The sequence below is a fragment of the Streptomyces sp. HUAS ZL42 genome (assembly GCF_040782645.1).
Lineage (GTDB): Bacteria > Actinomycetota > Actinomycetes > Streptomycetales > Streptomycetaceae > Streptomyces.
In genome coordinates this window covers 6,045,560-6,066,964 of the sequence record NZ_CP160403.1, presented here as the reverse complement: position 1 = coordinate 6,066,964, position 21,405 = coordinate 6,045,560, and the positions used below count along the sequence as shown (strand labels likewise).

The 21,405-nt window shown below is 70.4% G+C and carries 17 protein-coding genes and 1 pseudogene; 7 read left to right on the top strand and 11 right to left on the bottom strand.

Features of this window, described 5'->3' with window-relative positions; translation table 11 throughout:
* Position 1 precedes the first annotated feature (1 nt).
* The 5 genes from ABZO29_RS27875 to ABZO29_RS27855 all read right to left on the bottom strand — a co-directional run bounded on the left by ABZO29_RS27875 (position 2) and on the right by ABZO29_RS27855 (position 7,663).
* Positions 2-1,414, bottom strand: coding sequence for a S28 family serine protease (locus ABZO29_RS27875; protein WP_367322915.1), 1,413 nt, complete (start codon positions 1,412-1,414; stop codon positions 2-4).
* A gap of 97 nt (positions 1,415-1,511) precedes the next feature.
* Positions 1,512-1,895: a hypothetical protein gene (locus ABZO29_RS27870; protein ID WP_367326267.1), complete on the bottom strand. Its 384-nt coding sequence runs from the start codon at positions 1,893-1,895 to the stop codon at positions 1,512-1,514.
* A 90-nt stretch (positions 1,896-1,985) separates the two neighbouring features.
* A complete protein-coding gene (locus ABZO29_RS27865; protein WP_367322914.1) occupies positions 1,986-5,717 on the bottom strand; it encodes an ABC transporter ATP-binding protein in 3,732 nt (1,243 codons plus the stop codon).
* Positions 5,718-5,808: 91 nt separating this feature from the next.
* Positions 5,809-6,870 (bottom strand): esterase-like activity of phytase family protein, encoded by a 1,062-nt coding sequence (locus ABZO29_RS27860; RefSeq protein WP_367322913.1) that lies wholly within the window; start codon positions 6,868-6,870, stop codon positions 5,809-5,811.
* 58 nt (positions 6,871-6,928) lie between these two features.
* Positions 6,929-7,663, bottom strand: coding sequence for a DUF899 domain-containing protein (locus ABZO29_RS27855; RefSeq protein ID WP_367322912.1), 735 nt, complete (start codon positions 7,661-7,663; stop codon positions 6,929-6,931).
* Between the two features lie 163 nt (positions 7,664-7,826).
* On the opposite strand from ABZO29_RS27855, the gene ABZO29_RS27850 reads away from it, so the two are divergent.
* Both ABZO29_RS27850 and ABZO29_RS27845 read left to right on the top strand, forming a co-directional pair.
* Positions 7,827-10,061, top strand: a complete 2,235-nt coding sequence (locus tag ABZO29_RS27850) for an ArnT family glycosyltransferase (protein WP_367322911.1) — start codon at positions 7,827-7,829, stop codon at positions 10,059-10,061.
* 201 nt (positions 10,062-10,262) lie between these two features.
* Positions 10,263-11,066, top strand: coding sequence for an endonuclease I family protein (locus ABZO29_RS27845; RefSeq protein WP_367322910.1), 804 nt, complete (start codon positions 10,263-10,265; stop codon positions 11,064-11,066).
* Between the two features lie 65 nt (positions 11,067-11,131).
* On the opposite strand, the gene ABZO29_RS27840 is transcribed toward ABZO29_RS27845, so the two are convergent.
* Positions 11,132-11,434 carry a hypothetical protein gene (locus tag ABZO29_RS27840; protein WP_367322909.1) on the bottom strand — a complete coding sequence of 101 codons (303 nt, stop codon included), beginning with the start codon at positions 11,432-11,434 and terminating at the stop codon, positions 11,132-11,134.
* A gap of 54 nt (positions 11,435-11,488) precedes the next feature.
* On the opposite strand from ABZO29_RS27840, the pseudogene ABZO29_RS27835 reads away from it, so the two are divergent.
* The 3 genes and pseudogenes from ABZO29_RS27835 to ABZO29_RS27825 form a co-directional block, all read left to right on the top strand.
* Positions 11,489-11,722, top strand: a pseudogene (locus tag ABZO29_RS27835) (zinc ribbon domain-containing protein); the annotation flags it as partial.
* 91 nt (positions 11,723-11,813) lie between these two features.
* The gene (locus tag ABZO29_RS27830; RefSeq protein WP_367322908.1) at positions 11,814-12,188 is read left to right on the top strand and encodes a hypothetical protein; all 375 of its coding nucleotides are present in this window, start codon (positions 11,814-11,816) and stop codon (positions 12,186-12,188) included.
* Between the two features lie 61 nt (positions 12,189-12,249).
* Positions 12,250-12,393, top strand: coding sequence for a hypothetical protein (locus ABZO29_RS27825; RefSeq protein ID WP_367322907.1), 144 nt, complete (start codon positions 12,250-12,252; stop codon positions 12,391-12,393).
* 26 nt (positions 12,394-12,419) lie between these two features.
* Here ABZO29_RS27825 and ABZO29_RS27820 read toward each other — a convergent pair whose 3' ends face one another.
* The 3 genes from ABZO29_RS27820 to speB all read right to left on the bottom strand — a co-directional run bounded on the left by ABZO29_RS27820 (position 12,420) and on the right by speB (position 17,349).
* Complete coding sequence (locus tag ABZO29_RS27820; protein ID WP_367322906.1) at positions 12,420-14,597, bottom strand: P-loop NTPase fold protein; 2,178 nt, start codon at positions 14,595-14,597, stop codon at positions 12,420-12,422.
* 98 nt (positions 14,598-14,695) lie between these two features.
* On the bottom strand, positions 14,696-16,381 hold the full coding sequence (locus ABZO29_RS27815) for a thiamine pyrophosphate-binding protein (RefSeq protein WP_367322905.1): 1,686 nt from the start codon (positions 16,379-16,381) through the stop codon (positions 14,696-14,698).
* Positions 16,378-17,349 (bottom strand): agmatinase, encoded by a 972-nt coding sequence (gene speB / locus ABZO29_RS27810; RefSeq protein ID WP_367322904.1) that lies wholly within the window; start codon positions 17,347-17,349, stop codon positions 16,378-16,380. Before speB ends, ABZO29_RS27815 begins: the two co-directional genes overlap by 4 nt.
* 119 nt (positions 17,350-17,468) lie before the next feature.
* Between speB and ABZO29_RS27805 the strand changes: the two genes are divergently transcribed.
* Positions 17,469-18,923, top strand: coding sequence for a PucR family transcriptional regulator ligand-binding domain-containing protein (locus tag ABZO29_RS27805; RefSeq protein ID WP_367322903.1), 1,455 nt, complete (start codon positions 17,469-17,471; stop codon positions 18,921-18,923).
* Positions 18,924-18,989: 66 nt separating this feature from the next.
* The gene (locus ABZO29_RS27800; RefSeq protein WP_367322902.1) at positions 18,990-19,778 is read left to right on the top strand and encodes a phosphatase; all 789 of its coding nucleotides are present in this window, start codon (positions 18,990-18,992) and stop codon (positions 19,776-19,778) included.
* Between the two features lie 15 nt (positions 19,779-19,793).
* Here the strand turns inward: ABZO29_RS27800 and ABZO29_RS27795 are convergent, their stop codons facing one another.
* Positions 19,794-20,462 (bottom strand): maleylpyruvate isomerase N-terminal domain-containing protein, encoded by a 669-nt coding sequence (locus ABZO29_RS27795; RefSeq protein ID WP_367322901.1) that lies wholly within the window; start codon positions 20,460-20,462, stop codon positions 19,794-19,796.
* A gap of 32 nt (positions 20,463-20,494) precedes the next feature.
* Entirely contained in the window at positions 20,495-21,379 is an 885-nt protein-coding gene (locus tag ABZO29_RS27790; protein ID WP_367322900.1) for an acyl-CoA thioesterase, read from the bottom strand.
* Positions 21,380-21,405 lie beyond the last annotated feature (26 nt).

The window sequence follows — 21,405 nt, the reverse complement described above, 5'->3', positions numbered from 1 at the left end:
CCTACGGGCGCAGTGCCGGCTCGCGCTCCACGTCCCGTACGTCCAGCTTCGCGTCGAACCTGGCCAGCGGCTTGGCCTGGGCCACGGCGGAGGACGAGACGCCGGCCCACTCCAGGATGCGGGCCGTGGCGAGGGCCTTCTCGTCCGGGACCAGGCCGGCCACGTTCGCGCCGTGGTTCAGGCCCGGCGCGGTGAAGACGTACGAGTCCTTCGCGCCCTTGCCGAGGCGGAAGCGCTCCGCGCCCCACGGGTCGTTCTGGCCGTAGACGAAGAGCATGTGGCGGGCGTTGTGCCTCACCCACGTGTCGACGTCCCGCATGGCCCACGGCTGGAACTTCATCGGGATGGAGCGCGGGACGAAGTTCCGGGGCGGCTGGTAGCCGTAGCGGATGTACTTCTTCTCGATGTACGGGAAGTGGATCGTCGGCGCGCCCAGCTGGGTGCCCGCCTGGTAGTAGTACGGCGTGTACGGCTCCAGGCCCTGGTCGGTGTAGAAGGAGAACCCGGAGATCGTGTCGACCGAGTTCCAGATCGCGTCGTCGGTCGCGTTCTTCGCGTCCGCCGGGATCGAGTCGCAGTCGGACAGCAGGCTGTACTGCCAGAAGCCCCAGACGTAGTCGAGGACGACCGCCTCGTAGGCGCGGTCCAGGCTGCCGACCGTGTTGAACGTGTAGCCGTTCTCGGCCGCGACGGCCGCGTACTTCTTCTCCAGCGGCTCACGGCGCACCAGAGCCTCGCGCTGCACCGCGTTCAGCCGGTCGCGGCACTCCTTGGTGCCGACGCCGGCGAAGAAGCGGTCGTACGCCGAGTCCTCGTCGTTGACGACGTCGTTGGGGGCGACGTACGCGACCACGCCGTCCATGTCCCGGGGGTAGAAGCGCTCGTAGTACGTGGCGGTCATGCCGCCCTTGGAGCCGCCCGTGGAGATCCAGTTCTCGGGGTAGATCGTCTTCAGCGCCTTGAAGATACGGTGCTGGTCGCTCGCCGCCTGCCAGATGTCCAGCTTGGACCAGTCGGCCGGGTCGGGGCGGGACGGCGTGAAGAAGCGGTACTCCATGGAGACCTGGTTGCCGTCCACGATCTGGGTCGGCTCACGGCGGCTCGGCGTCGTGGAGACGTTGTAGCCGCCGGTGTAGAAGACCGTCGGGCGGCTGACGTCCTTGTGCAGCACGGTGATCCGCTGCTGGAACGTTCCCTTGGACGGGTTTTGGTGGTCGATCGGCTGGGTGTAGTTGAGGACGAAGTAGCGGTAGCCGGTGTACGGCTTCTCCTGGATCAGGCTCATCCCCGGTATCGCCAGGAGGCGGTCCTTGATATCGGTGGCCTCCGGCTCGGCGGCGGTGGCCGCCCCTGCCGTGCTCAGCGTGCCTATGAGCACCGTGAGCGCCAGCAGCCATCTCAGCGCCTTGCGCATGCACCCTCCCCTGTGAGTCAGATGTGCGCCGCGAAGCTATCGGAGCAACACCCGTCACACCAGGGGGATTTGAGAAGTCAGCCGAGAGTCGTGGGCGTCAGCACAGGATCCAGCCGGTGCTCACCGACCCGCTCCCCACCGCACCCTTCACCCGCACGCACCGGTGACCGGCGTGCACGGTCACCGGCCCGGCCCTGTGGGCGTACATCCCCTCGTCCTTCACCGGACGGTTGCCGCGCGCCTGCACGCTGACCATCATGTGCCGCCGGGTGCCGGGATTGTCGGGGAGGGTGATCGCGCAGACGTAGCCGTTGCGCTTGTAGACCTGGACGGTGCCGGTGGAGAAGGGCAGCGTCCTCACCTTCCGTCCCGCGCAGTTCGAGGGCGCGGCCTGGGCGCTGCCCGGCGCCGCGAGCGCGAGCAGTCCCGAAGCGGTCAGCACGGCCATGCCGAGCGCCAGTCGCCGGCGTATCGGGCCCATGTCCACGGTCGCGTCCCCTCCCGAACCGTCCACTGCCATTGCCGTACTGATGTACGGACGCAGGACGTATGTCGGACGGTTGCGCGACCGTCAGCGAAACACGCCGACCTGCTCCTCCGGCTCGGTCGTCCCGACGAACACCCGCCACAACACCGCGTAATGCCCGCCGCGTTCGAGCAGCTCGTCGTGCGTGCCGTCCTCCACCACGCGCCCGTGGTCCATCACCACGACCCGGTCCGCACGGGCCGCCGTGGTCAGGCGGTGCGCTACGACGAGCGTCGTGCGGCGGCCCGCCAGGCGGTCCGTCGCCTGGTTGACCTGGGCCTCCGTCGCCAGGTCGAGGGCGGCCGTCGCCTCGTCGAGGAGGAGGACGTCGGGGTCGACCAGTTCGGCGCGGGCCAGGGCGATCAACTGGCGCTGCCCCGCGGAGAGGTTGCGGCCGCGCTCGGCGACCTCGTGGAGGTAGCCGCCCTCCAGCGTGGCGATCATCTCGTGCGCGCCGACCGCGCGGGCCGCCGCCTCCACCTCCGCGTCCGTGGCGTCCGGGCGGCCGTAGGCGATGGCGTCGCGGACGGTGCCCTGGAAGAGGTACGCCTCCTGCGGGACGACGCCCAGCCGGTGCCGGTACGAGGTGAGGTCGAGGTCGCGCAGATCCGTGCCGTCGACCGTCACCCGGCCGCCGGTCGGGTCGTAGAAGCGGGCCACCAGCTTCACCAGCGTCGACTTGCCGGCGCCGGTCTCGCCGACGAACGCGATCGTCTGCCCGGCCGGGATGCGCAGGTCGATCCCGGCGAGCGCCTCCTCGTCCGCGCCATAGGCGAAGTGCACGTCCTCGAAGGCGATCTCACCGTCCAGGGACGGCACGTCGAGCGGCTTGTCGGCGGACCTGGTGGAGGTGGGCTCCCGCAGCAGCTCCTGGACGCGGCCCAGCGAGACCGTCGCCTGCTGGTAGCCGTCGAAGACCTGGGACAGCTGCTGGACGGGGGTGAAGAACAGGTCGATGTACAGCAGGTACGCCACCAGGGCGCCCGTCGTCAGCGTCGCCGCGTCCACCCGGCCCGCGCCCGCGATCAGTACGGCGGCAGCGGCGACGGAGGAAAGGAACTGCACGAAGGGGAAGTAGACGGATATCAGCCACTGGCCGCGGATACGGGCCCGCCGGTAGCTGTCGCTGCGCTCCGCGAACCGCAGCCCGCCGTCCCGCTCGCGCCGGAAGGCCTGCACGATCCGGAGCCCGGAGACGGACTCCTGCAGGTCGGCGTTGACCAACGACACCCGCTCACGGGCCAGTTCGTACGCCTTCACACTCGCCCGGCGGAAGAAGAACGTGGCGACGATCAGCGGGGGCAGGGTCGCGAAGACGACGAGCGCGAGCTGCACGTCGATCACCAGCAGGGCGACCATGATGCCGAAGAAGGTGACGACCGAGACGAAGGCGGTGACCAGGCCCGTCTGGAGGAAGGTCGACAGGGCGTCGACGTCGGTCGTCATCCGGGTCATGATCCGGCCCGTCAGCTCCCGCTCGTAGTAGTCGAGTCCGAGCCGCTGGAGCTGGGCGAAGATCTTCAGACGCAGGGAGTACAGGACGCGTTCCCCGGTGCGTCCGGTCATGCGGATCTCGCCGGTCTGCGCCGCCCACTGCACGAGCACGGTGAGCAGGCCGAGCAGCGACGCCGTCCAGACGCCGCCGAGGGCGACCGCCGTGACGCCCTGGTCGATGCCGTGCCGGATCAGGACGGGCAGCAGCAGGCCCATGCCGGCGTCCACGGCGACCAGCAGGAGGCTGACGAGCAGCGGGAGGCCGAAGCCGCGCAGGAGGCGCTTCAGGCCGTACGACTCCTCGGGGGTGACCGCGCGTCGCTCGTCGACGTCGGGGATGTCGGTCGCCGGGGGCAGCGCCTCGACCTGGGCGAGGAGTTCGGGCGTGGCGGGCGAACCGGAGAGCGCGGTGTCCTTCGGCTCGCGGTCGCCGGTCCACAGCCTGGGAGTCACCCCGCGCTCGGCGTCGAACTCGGCGTCCAGCTCGTCCCGTACGGAATTGTCCTCCTGCGGCGCTTCCGGCCGGGCGTGGCCCGGGGAGACGCCGCCCAGCTCGTCCGGGTCGGTGAGCAGGCGCCGGTACAGGGCGGATCGTTCCTGCAGCTCCTCGTGCGTGCCGAGGTCGGCGAGCCGGCCGGCGTCGAGGACGGCGATGCGGTCGGCGAGGTTGAGGGTGGAGCGGCGGTGGGCGATGAGGAGGGTGGTGCGGCCCTCCATGACCTGCTTCAGGGCCTCGTGGATCTCGTGCTCGACCCGGGCGTCCACGGCGGAGGTGGCGTCGTCCAGGACCAGCAGGCGCGGGTCGGTGAGGATCGCGCGGGCGAGCGCGATGCGCTGGCGCTGGCCGCCGGAGAGGGTGAGGCCGTGCTCGCCGACCTTCGTGTCGTAGCCGTCGGGCAGCTCGACGATGAAACGGTCCGCCTGGGCGGCGCGGGCGGCCTTCTCGATCTCCTCCTGGGTGGCGTCCGGCCGTCCGTACGCGATGTTGCTGCGCACGGTGTCGGAGAAGAGGAAGGAGTCCTCGGGCACGAGCCCTATCGCGGCCCGGAGGGAGTCCTGGGTCAGCTCGCGCACGTCGTGGCCGCCGACGAGGACGGCGCCGCGTGTGACGTCGTAGAAGCGCGGGAGGAGGAGGGAGACCGTGGACTTGCCGGAGCCGGAGGAGCCGACGACGGCGAGGGTCTCACCGGGGCGGATCTCGAAGCTGAGCCCGTCGAGGACGGGGCGGCCGTCCTCGTAACCGAACGCCACGTCGTCGAACTCCACCGTCGCCGGTGCGTCGGCCGGGAGGTCCTTGCCGCCGTCCTTGATCGACGGCTCGGTGTCGATCAGCTCCAGGACCCGCTCGGTGCCCGCCCGGGCCTGCTGGGCGACCGTGAGGACCACGGCGAGCATGCGGACCGGGCCGACGAGCTGGGCGAGATACGTGGAGAAGGCGACGAACGTGCCGAGCGTGATGTGCCCGCGCACCGCGAGCCAGCCGCCCAGCGCCAGCATGGCGACCTGGCCGAGGGCGGGGACGGCCTGGAGGGCGGGGGTGTACCTGGCGTTGAAGCGGATCGTGCGCAGACGGCCCGCGAAGAGCCGCCGGCCGACCTCACGCAGCTTGCCGGTCTCCTGGTCCTCCTGCCCGAACCCCTTCACCACGCGTACGCCGCTGACGGCTCCGTCGACCACACCCGCGACGGCGGCGGCCTGGGCCTGGGCGTACCAGGTGGCGGGGTGGAGCTTGGTACGGCTGCGCTTGGCGATGTACCCGAGCGCGGGGGCGACGGCGAGGGCTACCAGGGTCAGCGGCAGGGACAGCGACGCCATGATCACGAGGGAGATCAGGAAGAGCAGGACGTTCCCGATGGTCATCGGGAGCATGAAGAGCAGGCCCTGGATCAGCTGCAGGTCGCTGGTGGCCCGGCCGACGACCTGGCCTGTGGACAGCTCGTCCTGCCGGCGGCCGTCGAGACGGGTGATCGTCCCGAACATCTCCGTGCGCAGGTCGTGCTGGACGTCGAGGGCGAGGCGGCCGCCGTAGTAGCGGCGGATGTAGGTGAGGGCGTAGACGAGGACCGCGGCGGCGATCATGGCCCCGGCCCAGGGGGCCATGCCCCGGGTGTGGTCGCCGATGACGTCGTCGATGATCACCTTGGTGATCAGCGGGACCACCGCCATGACGGCCATGCCGGCGAGGGAGGAGCCGAGGGCGAGGACCACGTCCTTGGGGTGACGCCAGGCGTATCCCGCCAGTCTGCGTACCCAGCCCCTGGTCTCCCCCTGCTGCTCTGCCACGCCGGTGCCCTCCGATCGTCCTGATCTACCGGAAGGCACCAACACGGAAAGAAGCGGATTTCATCCCTCCGCAACAGTCGGGAGGCCGGATTCAGACACGTACCCGCAGGTAATAGAACCGCGTCGTCTGCACCGCGTTCTGGTTGTCGTCGCTCACCAGCAGGACCTTCAGACGGCCCTTGCCGTGGCCCGTGATCACCATGCCCTCGATGTTGTCCAGCAGCGGGTTCGGCTGGGGCTGCTTCGCGGTGGCGCCCAGGGACGGGCAGGCGGCGATGTCGGCCAGCAGCGTCTTCTTGATCAGGCGTACGTCGTCCTGGCCCGTCAGGTTCTCGATGCCGCTCGTGTCCGTCGCGTGCCGCGGGTCGGCGAGGTAGAGGCGGACCGTGTTGCCGACGCCGGAGGTGAAGCCGCGCTCCAGGACGAGGAGGCGGCCGTCCGGGGTGGCCTGGACCTCGGGGACGCCGAGGCCGGCGTCGGTGCGGTAGGCGTACTGGGCGGCGAGCCGGAAGTGGCCGCCGTTCGTCCTGTCCCAGGTCTGGAAGCGGACGAGGCCCGCGGTGTCGCCGGAGAGCGCGTACTCCATGGACGCGAGCAGCGTGCGGCCGCCGGGCAGGAGGGTCAGGCCTTCGAAGGTGCCGTTGGAGACGGCGCGGCCGGCCGGGGCGACCTGGAGGGAGGCCGGGACCGGGAGCCGGTCGAGGATCGTGCCGTCGGGGCCGTAGCGGCGTACGGACGGCTCGGTCTCGGAGGTGATCAGACGGGTGCCGATGGGGGTCCCCCCGCTCGAGCGAAGCCGAGAGTGGGGGAGTTCGACGACCAGGCCCTCGGAGTCGAGCGCGGCGCCCTTCTCGTCGGCGAGCGCGACGACGGACCTCGGGGCGAGCGTCTGCGCGTCGAGGCCGAACAGCGCCGAGCGGTCGGAGAGCGCGGCGAGCGAGCCGTCCCGGTCGACGGCGAGCGCGGAGAAGTTGCCGACGAAGGTGCCCCGGTACGTCGTCTTGTCGAGGGCGTCGGAGAAGCGGTCGATGGAGACGGAGGGCGAACAGGCGTGGTTCTCCCCGGTGGTGGCGTCGGCCTGACCGGCGGCGGACAGGCAGGTGAGCGCCGCCAGGCCGGCGGTGACGGTGGCGAGTACGGTTCTCAGGCCCATGGGCGTCACCGTAGGACGGGCGGATGACGCCGGGTGGGCGATCCCGTGAAGAGCTGTCTCAGGTCCTGCCGTACTCGTCGTGCCGGCGCAGCCAGTGGGTGTCCTCGCCCTCCTCGTGGCGGCCCAGCGGTGCCCTGTCGAGCAGCCCGTAGTAGGCCATGGCGGGCTCGAGGCCGCGCGCGGTGGTGACGTACGTCCGGTAGACGGTGCCCTCAGAGAGGGCGTAGGCACTCATCCCGGGACCCTCGGTGACGTAACTGGGCACGTCCGTGCCGGACAGCTCCGCCATCTGGCGCACGGTCGGCGGGATGTCGCCCTCGAGCCACGACCGCAGCTCGTCCTCGGAGTGCAGGAAGCCCAGGTCGCGGTGGAAGTCGGGGCCGACGGTGGAGACCCAGTCGAAGCTCCAGCCCATCCGCTCCCGGTACGCGAGGAGCTTGTCGATCGGCGCCCGCGAGCAGCAGATCAGCGTCACGTCGCGGGCCCTGAGGTGGACCACGTTGGCGTCGAGGGTGTCGGCGATCGAGGAGCAGACCGTGCATCCCGCCTCGTACGGTGGGCCGAACATGAAGTGGTAGACGAGCAGCTGCGAACGCCCGTCGAAGAGGTCCGCCAGCGACTTGGTCCCGCCCTCGGTCTCGAAGCGGTAGTCCTTCTCGACCGGCACCCACGGAAGCTCCCTCCGCTTCCTCGCGAGTTCGTCGCTGCGCCGGGTGAGCGCCTTCTCCTCGGCGAGCAGCTCCGCCCGGGCTGCCTCGAACTTCTCCTGTGTGCCGACCCTGAACTCGGGCATCGCCTTTCCCTCCTGTGCGGGAGCAGAACAGGCCATACCCCAACCGTACGCGCGCAGCGACGGGCCTTCGAGCCGAGTCCCTCTGCGGAGTCCTGCGCGTTTTCACAGGCGAGGGCCAGGTACGGCACAGCGCGCACTCACCCCCGCCCCGCACGATGCGCGGGTGACATCAGCCACCGATCCACGCCCCCGCACAGAGACCGTGTCCCCCGACCGGCCGCCGCCGGCCCCGACCGCGGCGCCACCGGAGAAGGCGCCCCGCTGGTCGCTCCCCGCACTGATCGCGATCCTGATCCTGGCGGCGGTGCTCTACTCCTGGAACCTGTCCGGCTCGAGCCTGAACAGCTTCTACAGCGCCGCAGTGCTGAGCGGCACACAGAGCTGGAAGGCGTGGTTCTTCGGCTCACTGGACGCGGGCAACTTCCTGACCGTCGACAAGCCGCCGTTCGCGCTGATGGTCATGGGGCTGTCGTGCCGGATCTTCGGCTACGGCACCTGGCAGATGATGCTGCCGATGATCCTGGCCGCCCTCGCGACGATCTGGATCCTGCACGCCTCCGTGAAGCGGGTGTGGGGCCACGGGGCCGCCACCGTCGCCGCACTGGTCCTCGCCCTGACCCCGATCACCGTGGCCATCAACCGGGACAACAACCCCGACACGCTGCTGGTGTTCCTGATGGTGGCCGCCGCGGCGCTCGCCCTGCGGGCCGCGCGGGGCGGCAGGCTGCTGCCGCTGCTCGCCTCGGCCGCCTGCTTCGGACTCGCGTTCAACACGAAGATGCTGCAGGGCTACATCGCGCTGCCCGCCGTCTTCGCGGCCTACCTGTACGCGGCGAAGCCGAAGCTCGTGAAGCGGATCGTGAACCTGCTGATCGCGGGCGTGGTCCTGGCCGTCTCCAGCTTCTGGTGGGCGGCGGCCGTGTCGCTCGTGCCCGCCGACGAGCGGCCGTACATCGGCGGTTCGACGGACGGCACCGCCTGGGACCTGATCACGGGCTACAACGGCCTCGGCCGGATCCTCGGCGGCGAGGGCAACGGCGGAGGCGGCGGAGGCGGCGGCGGCTTCTCCGGGACCGCGGGTCTCGGCCGTATGTTCAACGAGATCCTCGGCGGCCAGATCTCCTGGCTGATTCCCTTCACGGCCATCGCGCTGATCTGCGGGATCGTCCTGTGCGGGCGTGCCCCGCGCACCGATCTCACGCGCGCCGCGCTCGTCATGTGGGGCGGCTGGACCGCCCTGCACTACCTGACCTTCGCCATGGCCGAGGGCGTCATGCACCCGTACTACACGACCGCGCTCGCCCCGGGCATCGCGGCCCTGTGCGGGGGCGGCGGCCTGATGCTGCTGCGTGCCTTCCGCGCGGACAGGCGGTGGGCGTGGGTGCTGCCGCTCGGCCTCGCGGTCACGGCCGTATGGGCGATCGTGCTGTTGCGCCGGGCCACCGGCTGGAACACCTGGTTGTGGCCGGCCGTCGGAGTCGTCATGGCTCTGGCGATCGCGGGTCTGTTCGTCTTCCGCTCCGGCAGCTCCGGCAACAAGCTGCGGCTGTTCGCGGCCTCCGTGGCGGCGGCGGTCGTCGCGGCGGTGGCGGGTCCGGCGGCGTACGCCTGGTCGGTGCCGTCGGAGTCGGGGGGTGGCGGCATGGGCGGTACGAACCCGACGGCCGGGCCCTCGACGGGCGGCGGCTTCGGCGGCCCGGGCGGCGGCAACCGGGGCGGGGTCCCCGGCGGGGGCGACGGGGGGCCGGAAGGCGGGCAGGGCCGGCAGGACGGGCAGAACAACCAGGCGGGCGGCTTCCCCGGTGGGCAGCAGGGCGGCAATGGCGAACTGCCAGGTGGCAACGGCGAGATGGACGGTACGCCCCCCGACGGCGGTACGGCAGTGGGCGGCACCGGCACCGGCACCGGCACCGGCGGACAGCCCGGTGGCACGACGGGCGGTCCCGGTGGCACGGGCGGAGGTCCGGGCGGCGACATGGGCGGCGCGAACAGCGAGCTCGTCTCGTACCTGAAGAAGCACCAGGACGGCGCCAAGTGGCTGCTCGCGGTGTCCAGTTCGCAGAGCGCCGCGCAGCTCATCCTCAGCAGCGGTGAGCCGGTGATCTCCATGTGGGGCTGGTCGGGCTCCGACAAGGCGATGACGCTGGCCAAGCTCAAGGAGCTGGTGAAGAAGGGCGAGTTGCACTACCTCCAGATCGGCGGCGGCATGGGCGGCGGTCCGGGCGGCGGCTCGAACGTCAGCTCCGAGGTCACGGAGTGGGTGCAGAAGAACGGTACGGCGGTGAAGGAGAGCGACTACGGCTCGGCCTCCACGTCGGCCTCCGCCTCCGACTCGGACACCTCCTCGCAGAGCAACCGGTCGGCGATCTACCGGCTGGACGCATCGGACGTCGGCTGACCGGTGCGGCCCCGGCGGCCCCTGACCATCCGGTCAGGGGCCGTTCCCGTGCGCCGACCGACGGTCAACTCGCGTAGAACACGCCCGACTTGCCGGTTCACGTCATCTGATCGACATCTTCAAGCCATGGACATGGCCGCATGTCCATGTCACTCTCCCGAGTGCCGCCTCCATTCAACCCGCGTAGATGGGACACCCCACATGCTGGCGACACGCATACGCCGCTGGAAGCCGGTGGCACTGGCCACCGCCGCCGTACTGGTCGGCCTCGCCGCTCCCGCGCTGACCGCGACCCCGGCCGCGGCGACGACGACGGCCTACGACTCGACGTACTACAAGAACGCGGTCGGCAAGACGGGAACGAGCCTCAAGTCGGCCCTCCACACGATCATCAGCAGCCAGACGAAGCTGTCGTACTCGGCGCTCTGGGACGCCCTGAAGAGCACGGACCAGGACCCGAACAACAGCAGCAACGTGAAGCTGCTGTACTCCGGCATCTCCCGCAGCAAGTCCCTCAACGGCGGCAGCAGCGGCAACTGGAACCGCGAGCACGTCTGGGCGATCTCGCACGGCGACCTCACCACGTCGACCGGGCCGGGCACCGACCTGCACCACATCCGCCCCGAGGACGTGACGGTCAACTCCATCCGCGGCAACAAGGACTTCGACAACGGCGGCAGCAGCTTCACCAACTCCGGCGGCAGCCTCACCGACTCCGACTCCTTCGAGCCGCGTGACGCCGTCAAGGGCGACGTGGCCCGCATGATCTTCTACATGGCGGTCCGCTACGAGGGAGACGACGGCTGGGCGAACCTCGAGGTCAACAGCAGCGTCAACAACGGCGGCAGCCCGTACATGGGCAGGCTCGCGGTCCTGAAGGCATGGAACGACGAGGACCCGCCGGACGCCTTCGAGGAGCGCCGCAACCAGGTCATCTACGACACCTACCAGCACAACCGCAACCCGTTCATCGACCACCCGGAGTGGGTCGAGGCGATCTGGTAGTACTCGTCGCAGCAGGACGGGCGGGGCTCACCCGGAGACTTCCGGGTGAGCCCCGCCCGTTCGCGTCACCCTTCCTCGTCGGCGGACCGTCGCTCGCGGGCTTCGCGGAGCCGGTCCGCGAGGGGCACCTGGCCCGGGGGGCGCAGGATGAACTTGTCCTTCATCTCGTCGAAGCTTTCCAGGTAGCAGGAGACCCGGTCTCCGGGCCGGTAGGTGTCGTCATCGTCGATGTAGAGGACATCGATGAGCCCCACCCGTGACAGCCCCGCGTCCACGATGACGCCCCAGCGGAAGACCGCCACGACCTCACCTTCGACGAGGTGCCCCACGAGGCGCAGATCGGCCTCGTTCACTTCGGCGTCGCTCATTCGCCCAGCACCCTCCGCGGATACGAGTTGAGGAGGTTGAACAGCGTATTGGGAGTGTGCTCCAGTTGCGGCGCGAACAGCGGACCCAAACCCCTCGACGTACGCGAGTGGACCTGTACCGCCTGTGGGAGTGTCCACGACCGCGACCACAACGCCGCGATCAACGTCAAACAGGCCGCCGGACTGGCGGTTGCAGCCTGTGGAGCGCCGGTAAGACCAGACCCCCTTCTGGCACAGCGCGACGAAGCAGGAAGCCACGGAAGCCCGCCCGATGCCCGTGCCGCGTAGCGGCACAGCACCCAGCGAGCAGGCCAGAATCCTCGGGCTTCAGCCCGCGGAGCAAGTCAATGCCTGGAGATGAGCACGGGCGACATGCGGAGTGATCCGGCTGCCCACCGCGGTGGAGCGGACCCAGGACCAGGAGCGGCGGCTGGGCATCGTGCGCGACCGGCGCGAGAAGACCGACGCCCGCTTCCGTGAGCAGGGCATCGGCCTGGAGGTGCCGGTGACCCGGGCGCTGGAGGAGCTGATCGAGGGCGCCCCGAGTACGGACCTGTGCCCCTCCTACCTGTACGCCTTCCACGAGCTGGTGGCCTGTCACTTCTCCGACACCACCGACCTCGGCGTGTGGACACGCCCCTTGTGGTTCTACCGCCTCAGCGACGAACTGGCCCGCCTCGGCGTGCCCTCCGACGTACTCCCCGGCTCCTTCCTCTTCAGCGGGCCACCCCCTCCGCCTGCCACACCCCGGTGACGCCATCTTCCAGATCGGCATCCTCCCCGCCCGGCGAGCGGCCGCACTGGCCGACGCCTACGTGGCCGTACTCGACCGCCTCGCCCCCGAGTCCGCCGAAACGGCCGGCCGGTTCGCCGAGCTGATGCGGTTCGAGGCGGAGGAGTGGAAGACGACGCAGGAGCTGGGGCGGACGGAGGACACCATCTTCTTCTGGTTCCACTGAGCCCGGCCCTGGAAGGACGGAACAGCTCAGGGAACAGCCACGGTGATGCCCAGCTCCACTCTCAGGGAGGACAGGGCGCCCGCAGCCGTGCCGCTCTCGAAACGGAGCAACTCCAGGGCACCCGCAACGGTTTCGGCGACACGCAAGGAGGCGCGGGAAGTCCTCTCCTGCTCCCACGCCGCGTTGGTCCTGGGTGCACCGAAGTACGTGCAGAGCGTGGACAGGCACACCAGATAAGCGGCGGCATTGTCGGCTCGAGGGTAGTCCGCCACCAGATGACTTCGGATCAGCCGGCACGTCTCCTCGATGGAGGCGACCAGGGTGGCCGAGTCCTCCTTCTCCCTCATGGTCGGCAGGGCCTCGAGAAACGGAGCCGCGATCAGCTGCTCCTCCTGTCGCATCTTGGCGGCCAGAGCCTCACAGACCAGAAGCGCCTGCCGACTCACGACTGTCCGGACCACCTGGTCCACCAGGACGGCCGCGCCGCTCTCCCGGCGCACCCTCACACACTGCCGTGCCACACGGATGAGGTCACGCGGCACCCCGCCGCTCATCGCGTGGCAGAACAGGGAAAGGGGGTCCGGGAATCCCACCACCCGGCTCTTCAGCAGGTTCCTCGACTCGTCGACGCTGAAGCGCTGCACCGGAATGATGGAGTCGAACGACGAGTCGAAGACGTCCCGCACTGGAACCCCCCGCAACGAGAAGTTGTGCAGGGCATCCTCCGACACAGAGACGAGGAAATGGACTCCCTCGATGTGAAGGAGGTCCTTGATGCTGTTGACGAAGGCCAACGCGTCCTCGCCGTTCTCCATCTTGTCCAGCTCGTCCAGGGCGACGATGATGTGCCGGGGAGACGTTGCGATGAAGGTGCTGACGAAATTCTTGAACTTCAGAACCAGCTCCGGGTGCGTCAGCTCACGCTCAGCCAGCTCCAGCTGGTCCTGGTCCTCCATGGTGAAGAGCTTTACGGCGAAGGCGTTCTTCGAAAGCCTCTGGTGCGTGGCCGAATAGTCGAGTGCCTGCAGCGTGTCCGCGGCCAGTGAGATGTCTCGCTCCACGTAGCGCGGGCCCATGAACTCGCGGATCGCCCGACGGATGACCGGACTGGACAGCGCGGCCACTACCGCGATGCCCAATCCGACGAGAACGAACAGAAGGCCGGGAATGTCGACGGGCTTGACGGGAAACGAATCGGTCGAACGGCCGTAAGAGATGAGGACGGCGCCGGCAATCACGAAGGCCGGGCCGACTGCCAGGCGAACCAGGTCGATCCGCTGCCGCATCGCTCGCTTCCGTCGCTCCAGATACTCCATACCCTCGCGATTCGACTTGAGGATGGCGGCCGCGACTTCGCGGAACAACGTACGAAAAAACTCAGACGCCTCGTAGTGCACGGGCACGGGGATGTAGACGCCGATGTAGTTCTCCGCACCCCGGACCTGCACCGCCTGCATGAGCGTGGTTTTCCCGATGCCACGGGTTCCGCTGATACCGATGGCCGAGGTGCGGTGCTCCTCGATGAAGTCGTACACCTCCTGTGCGGACTTCGACGGCACGGTCGTCACCGCCTCGAGTTCCACGAGACGGGGAGCATCCGAACTCTCAAGGGCGGCAACCTCACTCTTGCTCTGCTCCCAGCGCTCGTTCAGCACCGTCGAAAGGAGCGACTCGGCTTCGGACCGCAGAGCAAGGTAGAACCTGTCTTCCACCCCTCGAAGTCCGGCGTCGGCAAGCTTGAAGGCTGTCCGCGTGGGCCGCCGCCATGCCCGGACAAACAGGGCCAGGCCGACTGCAACTACGAACGCTATCGCGCTGAACAGCAGGTTCTGGTGCCCATAGACGACCAGATAATTCCGGCTCTTGGCCGCAGCGACGGCGTATACGACTCCGGTAGCCAACATCAGCAGGCACAGGAGCACGGGGACGATGCTTACATACCCTCTTCTACGCATCCTCCGTTTCGCCACCAACCGGTCGGCGCTTACTCGGAGCCAGTGGAGGTACGGCTCGCGGACCGCGTTCACCGACAACCGGGTCCGTGCCTCTTTCTGGACCGGTTCGTCCAGGACGAGATCACCGGGCGTGACCTCCATGAGGTCGGCTGCTTGGTCCACGGCGCGATCCAGGAGTGAGCGCTGCCGCAGGGTGACCTGCTCCCGTTCCTCATCGGTCAACAGCGCAAGGATCTCAACGTCGTTCACCAGGCCTCCCCCGAACCATCTGTAGCTTGGTGAGCCCAGATGCTCGCATGCATGAACGGCGCACAAAGCCCGAACCGAAAATTCGGTGCGGGGTCTGTTCAGCCAAGGTGGGTCGGCGCGAACATCCGCAGGAGCGCCGGGAGTACGACAACCGAGGGACCGGGGGCTGCCAGTGCCTTCGCCAGGTCCTGTTCCAGGGTCTCGGGGGCCGTGCGTACGCCCGGGACGCCGAAGGACTCCGCCAGGGCGACGTAGTCGGGGCGGGTCAGTTCGGTTGCCGTGGTGCTGCCGAAGGCGTCGGTCATGTACTCGCGCAGGATGCCGTAGCCACCGTCGTCGACGATGAGCCAGGTGACGTTCAGGTCGTACTGCTTCGCCGTCGCCAGCTCGGCGATCGAGTAGAGCGCCCCTCCGTCGCCCGAGACCGCCAGCACCGGGCGGGTCGGATCGGCGGCGGCCGCGCCCAGGGCCGCCGGGAAGCCGTAGCCGAGGCCGCCGGCGCCCTGGGCGGAGTGCATGGTGTTGGGGGCCTTGGGGTCGAAGGCCGACCAGGCCCAGTAGGCCAGGATCGTCATGTCCCAGAAGGAGGGGGCGTCGGCGGGGAGGGCTCGCCGTACCGACGCCAGCACCTGTTGTTCCAGGGTGAGTTGCTGGGAGTCGATGCGCGCGGCGACCTTCGCGAGCAGCGCCTGTGCGCGCTCGGCCGCCGTCGCGTCCTTTCGTTCCGAAACCGTCTCCAGCAACGCCTGCAACGCCAGCCGCGCGTCCGCGTGGATGCCCAGCGCCGGGTGGTTGGACTCCAGCTTGCCCAGGTCAGCCTCGATCTGGACGACCCGGCCGCGCGGCTTGAACGTGTGGTAGTTCGAGGAGAGTTCGCCCAGGCCCGAGCCCACGACCAGGAGTACGTCCGCGTCCTCGAGGAAGTCCGTGGTGTGGCGGTCCTCCAGCCAGGACCGGAGGGACAGCGGGTGCGTCCACGGGAAGGCGCCCTTGCCGCCGAAGGTCGTGACGACCGGCGCCTGGAGGCGCTCCGCCAGCTGACGCAGCTTCTTCGACGCGTCCGCACGGACCACTCCCCCGCCCGCGACGATCGCCGGGCGGGCCGCGTGCGACAGCAGGTGCGCGGCCACCGCCGTCAGTTCGGGGCGCGGCGGCAACTCGTCCGGCGTCGCGTCCACTCCCGTCACCACGGGAAGTGCCGTCTCCGCGAGCAGCACGTCCTGCGGAATCTCCACCCACACCGGGCCGTGCGGAGCGCAGAGCGCCGACTTCCAGGCCGCCGCGATCGCGGACGGGATCTGCGACTGGGTGCGGACCGTGTGGACCGACTTCACCACGCCTCTGAACGAGGCTGCCTGATCCGGGAGTTCGTGGAGGTAACCGTGGCGGCCGCCGCCCAGGCCCGCGGTGGGGATCTGACTGCTGATCGCCAGGACGGGAGCGGAGGCCATGGCCGCTTCCTGCAACGCGGCCAGGGAGGTCAGCGCGCCCGGGCCCGTCGACAGCAGCAGCGGGGCCGCCTCCCCCGTGATCCTGCCGTACGCGTCCGCCGCGAAGCCCGCGTTGTTCTCCACGCGCAGGCCGACGTACCGCAGATCGGAGCGGCGCAACGCGTCGAACATGCCCAGCGCGTGCTGCCCGGGCAGACCGAAGACGGTCGTCGCGCCGAGCCCGGCCAGGGTCTCCACGACCAGGTCCCCGCCGATGCGGCCGGGGGGAGGGTTCAGCGCGGCCTCCGTCTGTGCGGCGGTCGGGCGGAGCACCAGGTCGTGGTCGTGGGTCACTTCGCCGCCTTCTCCCGCGCGATCCGCCGGGACATGATCGTGGTCAGTTCGTACGCCGTGTGGGACGCGGCCACCGACGTGATCTCCGCGTGATCGTACGCGGGGGCCACCTCGACGACGTCCGCCGAGACCAGGTTGCAGGACGCGAGACCGCGCAGGATCTCCAGCAGCTCGCGGGAGGTCATACCGCCCGCCTCCGGGGTGCCGGTGCCGGGCGCGTGCGCCGGGTCGAGGCAGTCGATGTCGATCGAGATGTACAGCGGCCGGTCCCCGATGCGTTCGCGCAGCTGGTCGGCGACCTCGTCGGCGCCCCGGCGGTAGATGTCCGCCGACGTGACGATGCCGAAGCCCATCTTCTCGTCGTCGGTCAGGTCCTGCTTGCCGTACAGGGGACCGCGGGTGCCGACGTGCGACAGCGCCTCCGTGTCGAGGATGCCCTCCTCCACCGCCCGGCGGAACGGCGTCCCGTGCGTGTACTCGGCGCCGAAGTACGTGTCCCAGGTGTCGAGGTGGGCGTCGAAGTGCAGCAGCGCGACCGGGCCGTGCTTCTTCGCGACCGAGCGGAGCAGCGGAAGGGCGATGGTGTGGTCGCCGCCCAGGGTCATCAGGCGCGCGCCCGTGCCGAGCAGCTCGTCCGCCGCCGCCTCGACGGTCTCGACGGCCTCGTTGATGTTGAAGGGGTTCACGGCGATGTCCCCGCCGTCCGCGACCTGCGCGAGGGCGAAGGGGGAGGCGTCCTGCGCCGGGTTGTACGGCCGCAGCAGCCGGGACGCCTCGCGGATCGCGTTGCCGCCGAAGCGAGCGCCCGGCCGGTACGAGACACCGGAGTCGAACGGCACGCCCACCACGGCGACGTCCGCGCGGCCGACCTCGTCGAGGCGGGGCAGCCGGGCGAAGGTCGCGGGACCGGCGTACCGCGGGACACGGGAGGAGTCGACGGGGCCGCGGGGCGTCTCGTTGCTGCTCATGGGGTGTGCCTTCTTCCTGGGCTTCGGTGCGGTCGGGACCGACACTAGGTGGCCGGAAAGAGAGTGCGAAGTGTACATTTCATCCATTCCAACCGTACGGAGTGAATGAAACGCACACCATGCCGGACCCTGCTGTTCCCCCTACGCCACCCGTGCCCCTCGCGGCACTCCTGGCCCGCGAGGACCTGGCCCTGCGGCAGGTCGCGGGACCGTCCGGCCCCGGCGCCGTCGTCCACTGGGTGCACACGTCGGAGATGGCCGACCCCTACCCGTACCTGCTGGGCGGTGAACTGCTGCTGACGGCGGGCGTACACATCCCGGAGGCGGCCGGGTCGGGCACGTACTTCGACGACTACGTGTCGCGGATCGTGGCGGCCGGCGGCGCGGCGCTCGGCTTCGGGCTCGCTCCCGTGCACGACACGGTGCCGCGCGCACTGATGGCCGCCTGCGACGCGTACCAGCTGCCGCTCCTGGAGGTCCCGCCGCAGACGACCTTCTCGGGCGTGGCCCGCGCGGTCTGGCAGCTGATGGCCCGGGCCCGCCTGGCCGAACTCCGCCGCGTCACGGAGGCCCAGCAGAGCATGGCGGCCGCGGCGGCCCGCCCGGACCCGGTCCCGTCGATCCTGCGCCGACTGGCCCGGGGAGTCGGAGGGCGGGCGGTGCTGTACGGACCGGAGGGGGCGGAGATCGCGGGGGCGGGCCGGGAGCCGGAAGGCGCCGTCGAGAGGGCGCTGGCCGCGCTGGCGCAGGTCGTGACGGGCCGCGGCTCCTCGACCGCCACCGACACCGTCTCCGGCACCCACCTCGCCGCCTACGCCCTCGGCTCGGGGCAGGGATTCGTGCTCGGGGTCGCGGCGCCGCAGCGGGAGCCCGGTGACCACACCATCGCCTCGGTCGCCGCGGTCCTGCTCTCCCTTCTCACCGGCGAGCACCGCAGCGGTACGGGAGCGGACCGGTCCTCCGCCCTCGTACGGCTGCTGCTCGGTTCCACGCCCCCTGCCGTGGCCCCTCTCCTCGGTGCCGGGGAGTGGCTGGTCGTGCACGCCCGCCCCGCCGCGCGGACCCCGGACGCCGTGGCCGCCTCCGCGCTGGGCGCCGCGCTCGGGTCACCGCTGGTCGACGTGGCGAAGGACGTCGTACGGGTCCTCGTCCCGGCCGAACGGGAGCCGGGCCCGCAGCCCGGCTGGACGCTGGGCGTCAGCGCCGCCGTCGCCCCGGAGGCGTGGCCCGCCGCCGACACCCAGGCCGCCCGTGCCCTGGCCCGTGCCCGGGCCACCCGCACGGCACTGGTCCGCCACGGCACCCGCGCCGCCCTCGCCGACCTGGTCCCGCAGGACGAGGCCACGGCGCACGCCCGCGCCCTCCTGGCCCCCATCGCCGGCATCCCGGCCCTCATCGAGACCCTGCGCACCTGGCTCTCCCTGCACGGCAGTTGGGATCGCACGGCGGTGGCCCTGTCCGTGCACCGCAACACCGTGCGGCAGCGCATCGCCCGCTGCACCGCCCTGCTGGAGACGGACCTGGACGATCCGGACGTACGGATGGAGCTGTGGTTCGCGCTGAAACAGCGGTGAGTGACGCGCGTCCCAGCGTCCGGAACAGCGCGGACTCCCGCAGTCGGCTGCACCACAATGGAGACCATGCCGATACCCGGGACGCCCAGCCGCGCAGAACTCGTCGAGCACCTCGTGAAGACCCGTATCGCGGGTGAGGTCGCCACCCCGCGCGAGAACAACCTCTCCCACTACCGCCAGCTCGCCAACGGTGTCCGCAACTTCTGGCTCGGCCTGGAGCTCGGCGACCGCTGGACCGACGAGCAGGACGTGCTCGCGGTGATGGCGGAGCGGGTGGGTGTCAACGACGATCCCGAGTACCGGTACGGCCGGGACACCATCGACCCCCAGCTGACCCTCGACGGCCTGGACCGGCTGGCGGGGCGCCTGCGCAAGGCGGCGGACGGGCAGCAGCGCGTCCTGTTCGCGACCGGTCACCCGGGCGGCCTGCTCGACGTCCACCGCGCCACGGCCGCGGCCCTGCGCACGGCGGGCTGCGAGATCGTGGTCATCCCGGACGGACTGCAGACGGACGAGGGCTATGTCATGCAGTTCGCGGACGTGGCGGTCCTGGAGCACGGCGCCACCCTCTGGCACACCCACTCGGGCGAGCCGATGAAGGCCGTCCTCACCGCACTGGAACGCGAGGGCCGGCCCCTGCCCGACCTGGTCGTCGCCGACCACGGCTGGGCGGGCTACGCCGGGCAGCACGGCATCGACTCCGTCGGCTACGCCGACTGCAACGACCCCGCGCTGTTCATCGCGGAGGCCGAGGGGACCGTACAGGTGACGGTCCCGCTCGACGACCATGTGGTCAGCCCGCGCCACTACGACCCGATGACGGCGTACCTGCTGGCGGAGGCCGGGCTCGCATAGCCCCCTACCTAGCGCTCAGATACCGGCGATCGAGGCGGGGGCGCGTTCCGCGCGGGCGAGCCCCCGTACGACGTCGACGGTGCCGTGGCGCCGGACCGCGAGCCTGGCGAGCAGCTCCACGACCGGTGCGGTCACCCGTTCCGGGAACCGCGGCGTCGGCAGACCCACACTGCACGCCAGGTCGTCGGCGTGGACGACGAGTTCCATCAGCCGGGTGAGCAGGAAGTCGTCGAGGTCGAGGGACCAGTCGCCCCAGGAGGGGATGCGGAGGGGACGCACGGCGGGTGCGGCCGCAACCTCGGTGTGCAGCCGCCCGAGCGCGTCCCGCACGCGCGCGTGCAGCGCCGCGTGCCCGTCCGCGGCGGTGGCCTCGCCGCCCTGCCGGATGCGTGCGCTGACGGGCGCGTCGGCACCGGCGTCCAGCCAGATCACCCGCTGCAGGTAGTACTCGCGCAGGGACACCACGGGCTCGGCCGGCACCGGCCGCGCGAGCAGCCCGGGCAGGGCCAGCTCCTGCCAGAAGACGTGCCCGGCGAGGCCGCTCACGCCGAAGTCCTCGAGCACACTCGGCTTGTCCCAGGCGGCGGCCACTGCGGGCTGTGCCAGCAGGTCGGCGACGGTGTCGGCGGCTTCCAGGAAAGCGGGCCGGATCCGCCCGCCGCGCCAGTTCCATGTCTCGGTCATGGTCCCATCCCAGCCTGCGGCCGCCGGGCGCCTCAACCGGTTTCGGGCCGCTCCTGGGGGACCCGGACCACGCCCTCCTGGATCACCGAGATGGCCAGGCGGCCGTCCTGGGTGTAGATGCGGGCCTGGCCGAGGCCGCGGCCGCCGTACGCCGACGGGGACTCCTGGTCGTACAGGAGCCATTCGTCGGCGCGGAACGGGCGGTGGAACCACATGGCGTGGTCCAGCGAGGCCCCGACCACGTCACCGACCGCCCAGCCGCCGCGGCCGTGCGCGAGGAGGACCGAGTCGAGGAGGGTCATGTCGGAGACGTACGTGGCGAGGACGACGTGCAGCAAGGGGTCGTCGGCGAGCTTGCCGTTGGTGCGGAACCACACCTGGGAGTGCGGCTCGCGGGGCTCGCCGAACTTCCCGTACGGCGGCTCGTCGACGTAGCGCAGGTCGACCGCCTGGCGGGCCTCCAGGAACCTCTCGACGATCACGGGGTCGAGATGGTCGTAACCGCGCAGGCGTTCCTGGCTGGTGGGGACGGTCTCCGGGTCGGGGGCGGGCGGCATGGGGGCCTGGTGGTCGAGGCCTTCCTCGTACGTCTGGAAGGACGCCGACAGCGTGAAGATCGGCCGGCCGTGCTGGACCGCGACCGCCCTGCGGGTGGTGAAGGAGCGGCCGTCGCGGATGCGTTCGACGTTGTAGACGATGGGCGCGCCCGGGTCACCCATGCGAAGGAAGTACGCGTGCAGGGAGTGGGCGTGCCGGTCCGCGGGGACCGTACGCCCCGCGGCGACCAGCGCCTGTGCCGCCACCTGTCCGCCGAAGACGCGGGGGACGACGGCGGACCGGGACTGACCGCGGAAGATGTTCTCCTCGATCTGCTCGAGGTCGAGCAGATCGAGGAGACCCTGAAGTGCCTGGCTCATGACGTCCAGTTGTATCGGGCAGTGAT